This is a genomic window from Klebsiella sp. KP20-425-1, assembly GCF_025813515.1.
Lineage (GTDB): Bacteria > Pseudomonadota > Gammaproteobacteria > Enterobacterales > Enterobacteriaceae > Klebsiella > Klebsiella pneumoniae.
In genome coordinates this window covers 3,383,504-3,396,056 of sequence record NZ_CP109614.1, presented here as the reverse complement: position 1 = coordinate 3,396,056, position 12,553 = coordinate 3,383,504, and the positions used below count along the sequence as shown (strand labels likewise).

Sequence of the window (12,553 nt, the reverse complement as noted above, 5' to 3'; positions counted from 1 at the left end):
TTCGTCGCCTTCTTTACCTTTGTTACTGACTTGTAAAGATTATTTGCAAGCGTCAGCCAAACCGTCGAGGTAACGCTCCGCATCCAGCGCCGCCATGCAGCCGGTGCCCGCAGAAGTGATGGCCTGACGATAGATATGGTCCATGACATCGCCGGCGGCGAACACGCCCGGGATGCTGGTCTGGGTCGCATTGCCGTGGATACCGGACTGCACTTTGATGTAGCCGTTCTCCAGCTCCAGCTGGCCCTCAAAGATGGCGGTGTTCGGGCTGTGGCCGATGGCGACAAATAAACCAGCCACTTCCAGGGACTCGACATTGTCGCTGTTTTTGGTATCGCGCAGGCGCAGGCCGCTGACGCCCATCTGGTCGCCGGTCACCTCTTCGAGGGTACGATCGGTATGCAGCACGATGTTGCCGCTTGCCACTTTATCCATCAGGCGTTTAATGAGGATTTTTTCCGCACGGAAGGAATCGCGACGGTGGATCAGGTGTACCTCAGAGGCGATATTCGACAGATACAGAGCCTCTTCCACTGCGGTGTTGCCGCCGCCGATCACCGCCACTTTCTGGTTGCGATAGAAGAATCCGTCGCAGGTAGCGCACGCGGAAACGCCGCGGCCTTTGAAGGCTTCTTCGGAAGGCAGGCCCAGGTAACGGGCGGAAGCGCCGGTGGCGATGATCAGCGCGTCACAGGTGTACTCGCCGCTGTCGCCTGTCAGACGGAACGGGCGGTTTTGCAAATCGACGCGGCTGATATGGTCGAAAATGATCTCGGTTTCAAATTTTGCGGCATGCTCGTGCATGCGCTCCATCAGCAGCGGACCGGTGAGATCGTTCGGATCGCCTGGCCAGTTTTCCACTTCCGTCGTGGTGGTCAGCTGACCGCCTTTTTCCATCCCGGTGATCAGCACCGGCTGCAGGTTGGCGCGTGCGGCATAGACCGCCGCGGTGTATCCCGCAGGTCCAGAACCAAGGATAAGCAGTTTACTGTGTTTGGCTGTGCCCATGAGATCCCCATAATAATTGGCATACATTGGGCTGGGATTGTAGGGAATTTGTTGTCGTAAAAAAAGAGCACAGCGATTTTGTTAACGATGTGTGCAATAGAAGCTGCCAATGAATTGGTGATTTTCCCGGCAAGGAATATAACTATTTCTACTGTCGGCGGGACAATTATAAGACGAAAAAATGAGAATCAACCAGGGCGGATGATGAATATCTGGCATCTTGTACTAAAAATCGATGTTTTGCTTTGACAATCACCTGTGCTTTTGCGAAAACATTCAAGGAAGAAGAAAAGCAGTATTTAGCGTGCGGCGAATTTTCATGCACGCAAATGCCATTTTTATCCGGGTTAACGAAATCTACGCATGGTGTGGACAGACGCCATGCGTGATGTCGGTGACTGCCGTCAGGCAACGGGCTTCTCACGTACCCCTGGGTTACCCAATGTCGTACGGGTGATAACAGGATGGGCTCTGGCAGTGAAGGCTCAGAGCCGGAACAGGAGTAGGGAAGGAATACAGAGAGACAATAATAATGGTAGATAGCAAGAAGCGCCCTGGCAAAGATCTCGACCGCATTGATCGTAACATCCTGAATGAATTGCAAAAAGATGGGCGAATTTCTAACGTCGAGCTTTCTAAACGGGTGGGACTTTCTCCGACGCCTTGCCTTGAGCGTGTGCGTCGTCTTGAAAGACAGGGTTTTATTCAGGGCTATACGGCGCTGCTCAACCCGCATTATCTGGATGCATCACTTCTGGTATTTGTTGAGATTACTCTGAATCGTGGCGCACCGGATGTGTTTGAGCAATTTAACGCCGCAGTACAAAAACTTGAAGAAATTCAAGAGTGTCATCTGGTTTCCGGTGATTTCGACTATCTGTTGAAAACCCGTGTACCGGATATGTCAGCGTATCGTAAATTACTGGGCGAGACCTTGCTGCGCCTGCCGGGCGTTAACGACACCCGTACCTACGTGGTAATGGAAGAAGTCAAGCAAAGTAATCGTCTGGTTATTAAGACGCGCTAACACGGAACAGGTGCAAACTCGACGTAGTTTGATTACACTCCTGTTAATCCATACAGCAACAGTGCCGGGGAGACCCGGCGCTGTTGTCCGTTTTAGCAGCAGGCAGGAAACAGCCTGATACCTGGAGAGCCTTTCTTGAGCCAGGAATACACCGAAGACAAAGAAGTCAAACTAACCAAACTCAGCAGCGGGCGCCGACTCCTTGAGGCGATGCTCATCCTTTGCTCCCTCTTCGCCATCTGGCTGATGGCGGCACTACTGAGCTTTAACCCCTCGGACCCCAGCTGGTCGCAAACGGCATGGCATGAGCCTATTCATAATTTAGGCGGCGCCCCCGGCGCGTGGCTTGCCGATACCCTCTTTTTCATTTTTGGCGTCATGGCCTACACCATCCCGGTGATCATCATCGGCGGATGCTGGTTTGCCTGGCGGCATCAGGAAAACGACGAATACATTGATTATTTTGCCGTTTCCCTTCGCCTCATCGGTGCGTTAGCCCTGATCCTGACCTCCTGTGGTCTGGCGGCGATTAACGCCGATGATATCTGGTACTTCGCCTCCGGCGGGGTGATCGGCAGCCTGCTGAGCACCACGCTGCAACCCCTGCTGCACAGCAGCGGCGGCACCATCGCCCTGTTGTGTATCTGGGCGGCCGGGCTGACGCTGTTCACCGGCTGGTCGTGGGTCAGCATTGCGGAAAAGCTGGGCGGCGGCATCCTGTCCGTTCTCACCTTTGCCAGCAACCGTACCCGTCGGGATGATACCTGGGTCGATGAAGGCGAATACGAAGACGACGAGGAAGAGTACGACGACGAAGAGGCGGCCAGGCCGCAGGAATCGCGTCGCGCCCGTATCTTACGCAGCGCGCTGGCGCGGCGTAAGCGTCTGGCCGAGAAGTTTACCAACCCTATGGGGCGTAAAACCGACGCTGCGCTTTTCTCCGGCAAACGGATGGATGACGGCGAAGAGGTGGTGCAATACAGCGCCAGCGGGGCGCCTGTTGCCGCCGACGATGTACTGTTTTCCGGCGCCAGCGCCGCGCGTCCCGCAGAGGATGATGTGCTGTTCTCCGGCGCCAGCGCCGTGCGCCCGGGCGATTTCGACCCTTACGATCCGTTGTTGAATGGCCACAGTATCGCTGAGCCGGTAAGCGCAGCGGCGGCGGCTACTGCCGCGCCGCAGGCGTGGGCAGAATCACCGGTGGGCCATCACGGCGCTGCGCCAGCTTATCAGCCGGAAGCCAGCTATCCGCCGCAGCAGGCCTATCAGCCTGAACCCGCTCCGTTCCAGCAGGCTGCTTATCAGCCGCCAGCGGGGCAAACCGCACCGCAGGCGTATCAGCCTGAGCCAGCGCCGTATCAACAGCCGGTTTACGATCCGCGTGCCGGTCAACCTGCGCCGCAGGCCTATCAGCCTGAGCCAGCGCCGTATCAGCAGCCGGCTTACGATCCGTATGCCGGTCAACCTGCGCCGCAGGCCTATCAGCCTGAGCCAGCGCCGTATCAGCAGCCGGCTTACGATCCGCGTGCCGGTCAACCTGCGCCGCAGGTCTATCAGCCGGAGCCAGCGCCGTATCAGCAGCCGGCTTACGATCCGCATGCCGGTCAACCTGCACCGCAGGCCTATCAGCCTGAGCCAGCGCCGTATCAGCAGCCGGCTTACGATCCGTATGCCGGTCAACCTGCGCCGCAGGCCTATCAGTCTGAGCCAGCGCCGTATCAGCAGCCAACTTACGATCCCTATGCCGGTCAGCCTGCGCCTCAGACCTATCAGCAGCCAGCTTACGATCCGCATGCCGGCCAGCCCGCGCCGCAGCCGTATCAGCCGGAGCCAGCGGCGTATCAGCCGCAAAGCGCGCCAGTTCCCCCACCGGAGCCAGAGCCCGAGGTCGTGCAGGAGGAAGTGAAACGTCCGCCGCTCTATTATTTCGAGGAAGTGGAAGAGAAGCGGGCGCGCGAACGCGAGCTGTTGGCCTCCTGGTATCAGCCAATTCCTGAGCCGGAAAGTCCGATTGCCACTAAACCGCTGACGCCGCCGACCACTGCGTCCAAACCGCCAGTGGAGACAACCGTAGTCTCTGCGGTAGCGGCTGGGGTGCATCAGGCTACCGCCGCCAGCGGCGGCGCGGCGGCAACAACCTCGTCCACTGCCGCATCCGCTGCGGCTACGCCATTGTTCAGCCCGGCGTCCAGCGGCCCACGGGTTCAGGTGAAAGAGGGCATCGGTCCAAAACTACCGCGTCCCAATCGCGTGCGTGTTCCTACGCGTCGGGAACTGGCCTCCTACGGCATCAAGCTACCGTCGCAGCGGGAGGCGGAACAGCGCGCGCGGCAGGCGGAGCGCGATCCGCATTATGATGATGAGCTGCTCTCGGATGAGGAAGCGGATGCTATGGAGCAGGATGAACTGGCTCGCCAGTTCGCCGCCACCCAGCAGCAGCGCTACGGTCATCGCTGGGAAGACGATAACGCGACTGATGACGATGAGGCCGACGCCGCGGCGGAAGCGGAGCTGGCGCGTCAGTTTGCCGCTACCCAGCAGCAGCGGTACGCTACCGAGCAGCCGCCGGGCGCCAACCCGTTCTCGCCGGCAGATTATGAATTCTCGCCGATGAAAACGTTGGTCAATGACGGCCCGAGCGAACCGCTGTTTACGCCGACGCCGGAAGTCCAGCCGCAGCAGCCGGCCCAGCGCTATCAACAACCGGCGGCCGCTCCGCAGCAGGGTTATCAACCTGCGCAGCATCAGCCGATACACCATCAGCCTGTGCCGCCGCAGCCGCAGTCCTATCCGACTGCGTCGCAGCCCGTGCAGCCGCAACAACCGGTTGCCCCTCAGGGGCATCAGCCTGCCGCCCCTGCGCCGCAGGAGAGCCTGATCCACCCGCTGCTGATGCGCAATGGCGATAGTCGACCGCTGCAAAAGCCGACCACGCCACTGCCGTCGCTGGATCTGCTTACCCCGCCGCCGAGTGAAGTCGAGCCGGTGGATACCTTTGCTCTCGAGCAGATGGCACGCCTGGTGGAAGCGCGACTCGCCGATTTCCGCATTAAAGCGGATGTGGTGAACTACTCACCGGGGCCGGTGATCACCCGCTTCGAACTGAATCTGGCGCCTGGCGTTAAGGCCGCACGGATCTCTAACCTGTCACGGGACCTGGCGCGATCGCTGTCAACGGTCGCCGTGCGCGTGGTGGAGGTGATCCCGGGCAAACCGTATGTCGGGCTTGAGCTGCCGAATAAAAAACGCCAGACCGTCTACCTGCGTGAAGTGCTCGACAACGCCAAGTTCCGTGATAACCCATCTCCGCTCACCGTGGTGCTGGGCAAAGACATCGCTGGCGATCCGGTAGTAGCCGATCTGGCGAAAATGCCGCATCTGCTGGTGGCCGGTACCACCGGTTCCGGTAAGTCTGTTGGCGTCAACGCCATGATCCTCAGCATGCTCTACAAGGCGCAGCCGGAAGATGTGCGTTTCATTATGATCGACCCGAAAATGCTCGAGCTGTCGGTCTACGAAGGAATTCCGCACCTGCTGACGGAAGTGGTCACCGACATGAAAGACGCCGCCAATGCGCTGCGCTGGAGCGTCAATGAGATGGAGCGCCGCTACAAGCTGATGTCGGCGCTGGGCGTGCGTAACCTCGCGGGCTACAACGAGAAGATCGCCGAAGCCGCGCGCATGGGACGTCCGATCCCGGATCCGTACTGGAAGCCTGGCGACAGCATGGACGCCGTACATCCGGTGCTGGAAAAACTGCCGTACATCGTGGTGCTGGTGGATGAATTCGCCGATCTGATGATGACCGTCGGCAAAAAGGTGGAAGAGCTGATCGCTCGCCTGGCGCAGAAAGCGCGCGCGGCGGGGATCCACCTGGTGCTGGCGACACAGCGTCCGTCGGTAGATGTTATTACCGGCCTGATAAAGGCCAACATCCCGACGCGCATCGCCTTTACCGTGTCGAGTAAAATTGACTCACGTACCATTCTCGATCAGGGCGGCGCGGAATCGCTGCTGGGTATGGGGGATATGCTTTACTCCGGGCCGAACTCTACCACGCCGGTGCGTGTCCACGGGGCGTTTGTGCGCGACCAGGAAGTCCACGCCGTGGTTCAGGACTGGAAAGCCCGCGGTCGCCCGCAATATGTGGATGGCATTACCTCCGACAGCGAAAGCGAAGGCGGCGGTGGCGGCTTCGACGGCGGGGAAGAGCTGGATCCGTTGTTCGATCAGGCAGTCAACTTTGTGACCGAGAAGCGCAAAGCGTCGATTTCCGGGGTTCAGCGTCAGTTCCGCATCGGCTATAACCGTGCCGCGCGTATTATCGAACAGATGGAAGCGCAGGGTATCGTCAGCGAGCAGGGCCATAACGGTAACCGCGAAGTGCTGGCGCCGCCGCCCTTTGAATGAGTGCAAAGTTGGGTAAATAAGCGCAAAATCAGCCAATTCTTCTGTCCCGCCGCCGCCGGCGGTCCTACAGTAGGGGCAGAAGAGGCTCCCGCGTCGGGAGTGACGCACATTAAGGAAGAACAATGAAAAAACTCGCAATCACCTGTGCATTACTGTCTGGTATGGTCGTCAGCCAGGTCTGGGCAGATGCGGCCAGCGACTTAAAAAGCCGTCTTGATAAAGTGAGCAGCTTCCATGCCAGCTTCACGCAAAAAGTTACCGACGGCAGCGGTAACGCCGTGCAGGACGGGCAGGGAGACCTGTGGGTGAAACGCCCGAACCTGTTTAACTGGCATATGACCCAGCCGGATGAGAGCGTCCTCGTTTCGGATGGTAAAACGCTGTGGTTCTATAACCCGTTCGTCGAGCAGGCCACGGCGACCTGGCTGAAAGACGCTACCAGCAACACGCCGTTTATGCTGATTGCCCGCAACCAGTCCAGCGACTGGCAGCAATATAATATCAAGCAAAATGGCGATGATTTTGTGCTGACGCCAAAAAGCGGCAGCGGCAACCTCAAGCAGTTCACGATCAACGTCGGTCGGGACGGCACTATCCATCAGTTCAGCGCCGTCGAGCAGGATGATCAGCGCAGCAGCTATCAGCTGAAATCGCAGCAGAACGGCGCCGTCGACGCAGCTAAGTTCACCTTTACGCCGCCGAAAGGGGTGACGGTGGACGATCAACGTAAGTAGAGGCGAAAGTGAGCAATCTGTCGCTCGATTTTTCCGACAACGCGTTTCAACCTCTGGCCGCTCGCATGCGGCCAGAAAATTTAGCGCAGTATATTGGCCAGCAGCACCTGCTGGCGCCGGGTAAACCCCTGCCGCGGGCCATTGAGGCCGGGCACCTGCATTCGATGATCCTCTGGGGGCCGCCGGGTACCGGCAAGACCACTCTGGCGGAAGTGATTGCCCGCTACGCCAGCGCCGATGTCGAACGGATCTCAGCGGTAACCTCCGGGGTGAAAGAGATTCGCGAGGCTATTGAGCGCGCGCGGCAAAATCGCAACGCCGGCCGGCGGACCATCCTGTTTGTTGACGAAGTGCATCGCTTTAATAAAAGCCAGCAGGATGCCTTTCTGCCGCATATTGAAGACGGCACCATCACTTTTATTGGCGCGACCACCGAAAACCCCTCCTTTGAGCTTAACTCGGCGCTGCTCTCCCGCGCTCGCGTCTACTTACTGAAATCGCTCACCACCGACGATATCGAGCGGGTGCTTGACCAGGCGATGAACGATAAAACCCGCGGCTACGGCGGCCAGGATATCATTTTGCCGGATGAGACCCGCAGGGCTATTGCCGAGCTAGTGAACGGCGACGCGCGGCGAGCGCTGAATACCCTGGAAATGATGGCCGATATGGCCGAAAGCGATGACTCGGGCAAGCGGGTGCTGAAGGCGGAACTGCTGACCGAGATCGCTGGCGAGCGCAGCGCGCGCTTTGATAACAAAGGCGACCGGTTCTACGATTTGATTTCTGCTCTGCATAAGTCGGTGCGCGGTAGCGCGCCGGATGCGGCACTTTACTGGTATGCGCGGATCATCACCGCCGGCGGCGATCCGCTGTACGTTGCCCGCCGCTGCCTGGCGATTGCCTCGGAAGATGTCGGCAACGCCGACCCACGGGCGATGCAGGTCGCTATTTCGGCGTGGGATTGCTTTACCCGCGTCGGGCCGGCGGAAGGCGAACGGGCGATTGCCCAGGCCATTGTCTATCTGGCCTGCGCGCCGAAAAGCAACGCGGTGTACACCGCCTTCAAAGCGGCGCTGGCCGACGCGCGGGATCGTCCTGACTACGACGTTCCGGTGCATCTGCGCAATGCGCCGACGAAGCTGATGAAAGAGATGGGCTACGGCCAGGAGTATCGTTACGCTCATGACGAACCCAACGCCTACGCCGCCGGCGAGCAGTACTTCCCGCAGGAAATGGCGCAAACGCGCTATTATCACCCGACAAACCGGGGGCTTGAGGGCAAAATTGGCGAAAAGCTCGCCTGGCTCGCTGAACAGGATCAAAATAGCCCGATAAAACGCTACCGCTAATTGAGGCGTTGCGGTAAGGTTATTACACTATTTCCGTGGTCGTAGTCTGCGGCCACTTTTCTTTTTTAATTCGATAAGCACAGGATAAGCATGCTCGATCCCAATCTGCTGCGTACCGAGCCAGACGCAGTCGCAGAAAAACTGGCACGCCGGGGCTTTAAGCTGGATGTAGATAAACTTCGCGCGCTTGAAGAGCGTCGTAAAGTTCTGCAGGTGCAAACGGAAAACCTGCAGGCGGAGCGTAACTCCCGATCGAAATCCATTGGCCAGGCGAAAGCGCGCGGGGAAGACATCGAGCCATTACGCCTGGAAGTTAACAAGCTTGGCGAACAACTGGATGCTGCAAAATCCGAGCTGGAAACGCTGCTGGCGGAAATTCGCGATATCGCGCTGGCGATCCCGAATATTCCTCATGATGATGTGCCGGTTGGCCGCGACGAAAACGACAACGTTGAAGTTAGCCGCTGGGGTACGCCGCGTCAGTTCGATTTTGAGGTGCGCGATCATGTGACGCTGGGTGAAATGCACGGGGGGCTGGATTTTGCCGCCGCCGTTAAGCTCACCGGCTCGCGCTTCGTGGTGATGAAAGGGCAGCTGGCCCGTCTGCACCGCGCCCTGGCGCAGTTCATGCTGGATCTGCACACCGAACAGCATGGCTACAGCGAAAACTATGTCCCGTACCTGGTAAACCAGGACACCCTGTATGGCACTGGCCAGCTGCCGAAATTCGCCGGCGACCTGTTCCATACCCGTCCGCTGGAAGAAGAGGCTGACAGCAGCAACTACGCGCTGATCCCGACGGCGGAAGTGCCGCTGACCAACCTGGTGCGCGATGAAATCATCGACGAGGACGATCTGCCGATCAAAATGACCGCCCATACGCCGTGCTTCCGCTCTGAAGCCGGTTCCTATGGCCGCGACACCCGCGGTCTGATCCGTATGCACCAGTTCGATAAAGTTGAAATGGTGCAGATCGTCCGCCCGGAAGACTCTATGGCCGCGCTGGAAGAGATGACCGGTCACGCCGAGAAAGTGCTGCAGCTGCTGGGCCTGCCGTACCGTAAGGTCGCGTTGTGCACCGGCGATATGGGCTTCAGCGCCTGCAAAACCTATGACCTCGAAGTATGGGTTCCGGCGCAAAACACTTATCGTGAGATCTCCTCCTGCTCCAACGTCTGGGATTTCCAGGCGCGTCGTATGCAGGCTCGCTGCCGCAGCAAGTCCGATAAGAAGACCCGTCTCGTTCATACCCTGAATGGTTCTGGCCTGGCAGTAGGTCGTACCCTGGTGGCGCTGATGGAAAACTATCAGCAGGCTGATGGCCGTATCGAGATCCCGGAAGTGCTGCGCCCGTATATGCGCGGCCTCGAATATATCGGCTAAACTTCTCACTCCTTCTTTTAAAAGCGCCTGCGGGCGCTTTTTTTACGCCCTTATTGATACCGGGCAATAATCCTTGTCGCGAATGCAGTGATACTCCCTTTGGATTAAACCAGCATAAAAAACCAATAATATCGCAAAGCATTATATATATGTCTATATAACGCTTGTCAGTTTATTGTGAGCAACCAAAGCGAGTATCCATGAAAATTAAAGCCCCTGATGCTTTACTGGCTGCTGAGGTAAGCCGCCGTGGTCTGATGAAAACCACGGCAATAGGCGGCCTGGCGCTGGCCAGCAACGCACTAACGTTACCTTTTACCCGACTGTCGCATGCTGCCGATACGCCGGCGCCCGCCAGTGAGAAGGTGGTCTGGAGCGCCTGCACCGTCAACTGCGGTAGCCGTTGCCCGCTGCGCATGCACGTGGTGGATGGCGCGATTAAATACGTCGAAACCGATAATACCGGTGATGATAACTATGACGGTTTGCACCAGGTCCGCGCCTGCCTGCGTGGGCGTTCAATGCGCCGCCGGGTCTATAATCCGGACCGTCTGAAGTACCCGATGAAGCGCGTTGGTAAACGCGGTGAGGGCAAGTTCGAGCAAATCAGCTGGGAAGAGGCGTTGGATACCATCGCCAGCAATATGCAGCGGCTGATTAAAGAGTACGGCAATGAATCCATCTATCTGAACTACGGCACCGGCACGCTCGGCGGGACGCTGACCCGCTCCTGGCCGCCGGGGAAAACGCTGATTGCCCGTCTGATGAACTGCTGCGGCGGCTATCTCAACCATTATGGCGACTATTCATCAGCGCAGATTGCTGCCGGTCTGAATTACACCTACGGCGGCTGGGCGGACGGCAACAGCCCATCGGATATTGAAAACAGTCAGCTGGTGGTGCTGTTCGGCAATAACCCCGGCGAAACGCGGATGAGCGGCGGCGGGGTAACGTACTACCTTGAACAGGCGCGGCAGAAATCCAATGCCCGGATGATAATCATCGATCCGCGCTATACCGACACCGGCGCCGGGCGTGAAGATGAATGGATCCCGATTCGTCCGGGGACCGATGCGGCACTGGTTTCGGGCCTCGCGTGGGTGATGATCACCGAGAATCTGGTCGACCAGCCTTTCCTCGATAAATACTGCGTGGGATACGACGAGAAAACGCTGCCCGCCGGTGCGCCAGCCAATGGTCATTACAAAGCTTACATTCTTGGCCAGGGCACTGACGGTATCGCCAAAACGCCGGAGTGGGCCTCGACGATTACCGGTATTCCGCGCGAACGCATTGTTAAACTGGCGCGCGAAATTGCCACCGCCAAACCGGCCTATATTAGCCAGGGCTGGGGTCCGCAGCGTCACGCCAACGGTGAGATCGCCACCCGCGCCATCTCAATGCTCGCCATTCTGACGGGTAACGTCGGGATCAACGGCGGCAATAGCGGGGCGCGCGAGGGCTCGTATAGTCTGCCTTTTGAGCGTATGCCGACGCTGGAGAATCCGGTTGAGACCAGTATCTCGATGTTTATGTGGACCGATGCGATTGAGCGCGGCCCGGAAATGACCGCTCTGCGCGACGGCGTACGCGGTAAAGATAAGCTCGACGTGCCGATCAAAATGATCTGGAACTATGCGGGCAACTGTCTGATTAACCAGCATTCTGAGATCAACCGGACCCACGAAATCCTGCAGGACGACAAGAAATGCGAGATGATTGTGGTCATTGACTGCCATATGACCTCCTCGGCGAAATACGCTGATATTCTGCTGCCGGACTGTACCGCCTCCGAGCAGATGGATTTCGCGCTGGATGCCTCCTGCGGCAACATGTCCTACGTTATCTTTGCCGATCAGGCCATCAAGCCGCGCTTTGAATGCAAAACCATCTATGAGATGACCAGCGAACTGGCAAAGCGTCTGGGCGTCGAAGAGCAGTTTACCGAGGGCCGTACCCAGGAAGGCTGGATGCGCTATCTGTATGAGCAGTCGCGCAAAGCGATTCCCGACCTGCCGGATTTCGACACCTTCCGTCAGCAGGGCATCTATAAGCAGCGCGATCCGCAAGGTCATCATGTGGCCTACAAAGCCTTCCGTGAGGATCCGCAGGCTAATCCGCTGACCACGCCTTCGGGCAAGATCGAAATTTACTCGCAGGATCTGGCGAAAATCGCGGCTACCTGGGAGCTGCCGGAAGGGGATGTTATCGATCCGCTGCCGATCTACACCCCGGGTTTCGAAAACTACAACGATCCGCTGACAGAGAAATACCCGCTACAGCTCACCGGCTTCCACTATAAATCTCGCGTCCACTCGACCTACGGCAACGTCGATGTGCTGAAGGCCGCCTGTCGGCAGGAGATGTGGATTAACCCGATCGACGCCCGCAAGCGCGGCATTGCCAACGGCGATCGTATTCGCATCTTCAACGATCGGGGTGAAGTGCATATCGAAGCGAAGGTGACGCCGCGCATGATGCCGGGCGTCGTCGCGCTGGGGGAAGGGGCCTGGTACAACCCGGACGCCTCGCGTGTGGATCAGGCGGGCAGCATCAACGTGCTGACCACCCAGCGTCCGTCGCCGCTGGCGAAGGGAAACCCGTCGCATACCAACCTTGTTCAGGTTGAGAAGCTGTAA

Annotated in this window: 7 protein-coding genes; 6 read left to right on the top strand and 1 reads right to left on the bottom strand. The window is 58.4% G+C overall.

The window, feature by feature from the left end; translation table 11 throughout:
- Positions 1 to 39: 39 nt before the first annotated feature.
- Positions 40 to 1,008 carry a thioredoxin-disulfide reductase gene (gene trxB, locus OHJ17_RS16785; RefSeq protein ID WP_002898019.1) on the bottom strand — a complete coding sequence of 323 codons (969 nt, stop codon included), beginning with the start codon at positions 1,006 to 1,008 and terminating at the stop codon, positions 40 to 42.
- A gap of 532 nt (positions 1,009 to 1,540) precedes the next feature.
- Here trxB and lrp point away from each other — a divergent pair.
- From lrp to dmsA, 6 genes are all read left to right on the top strand, one after another.
- Complete coding sequence (gene lrp / locus OHJ17_RS16780; RefSeq protein WP_000228469.1) at positions 1,541 to 2,035, top strand: leucine-responsive transcriptional regulator Lrp; 495 nt, start codon at positions 1,541 to 1,543, stop codon at positions 2,033 to 2,035.
- 135 nt (positions 2,036 to 2,170) lie between these two features.
- Positions 2,171 to 6,445, top strand: coding sequence for a DNA translocase FtsK (ftsK, locus tag OHJ17_RS16775; protein ID WP_038434908.1), 4,275 nt, complete (start codon positions 2,171 to 2,173; stop codon positions 6,443 to 6,445).
- A gap of 122 nt (positions 6,446 to 6,567) precedes the next feature.
- The gene (gene lolA, locus OHJ17_RS16770; RefSeq protein WP_002898132.1) at positions 6,568 to 7,179 is read left to right on the top strand and encodes an outer membrane lipoprotein periplasmic chaperone LolA; all 612 of its coding nucleotides are present in this window, start codon (positions 6,568 to 6,570) and stop codon (positions 7,177 to 7,179) included.
- 8 nt (positions 7,180 to 7,187) lie between these two features.
- A complete protein-coding gene (gene rarA / locus OHJ17_RS16765) occupies positions 7,188 to 8,531 on the top strand; it encodes a replication-associated recombination protein RarA (RefSeq protein WP_002898137.1) in 1,344 nt (447 codons plus the stop codon).
- Between the two features lie 90 nt (positions 8,532 to 8,621).
- Positions 8,622 to 9,914 (top strand): serine--tRNA ligase, encoded by a 1,293-nt coding sequence (gene serS / locus OHJ17_RS16760; RefSeq protein ID WP_002898139.1) that lies wholly within the window; start codon positions 8,622 to 8,624, stop codon positions 9,912 to 9,914.
- 200 nt (positions 9,915 to 10,114) lie between these two features.
- Positions 10,115 to 12,553, top strand: coding sequence for a dimethylsulfoxide reductase subunit A (gene dmsA, locus OHJ17_RS16755; RefSeq protein ID WP_016831267.1), 2,439 nt, complete (start codon positions 10,115 to 10,117; stop codon positions 12,551 to 12,553).

What these genes read in the sequence shown, in the direction of transcription:
- trxB (WP_002898019.1), bottom strand. Translation starts at nt 1,008, where the DNA reads ATGGGCACAGCCAAACACAGTAAACTGCTTATCCTTGGTTCTGGACCT.
- lrp (WP_000228469.1), top strand. Translation starts at nt 1,541, where the DNA reads ATGGTAGATAGCAAGAAGCGCCCTGGCAAAGATCTCGACCGCATTGAT.
- lolA (WP_002898132.1), top strand. Translation starts at nt 6,568, where the DNA reads ATGAAAAAACTCGCAATCACCTGTGCATTACTGTCTGGTATGGTCGTC.
- serS (WP_002898139.1), top strand. Translation starts at nt 8,622, where the DNA reads ATGCTCGATCCCAATCTGCTGCGTACCGAGCCAGACGCAGTCGCAGAA.
- dmsA (WP_016831267.1), top strand. Translation starts at nt 10,115, where the DNA reads ATGAAAATTAAAGCCCCTGATGCTTTACTGGCTGCTGAGGTAAGCCGC.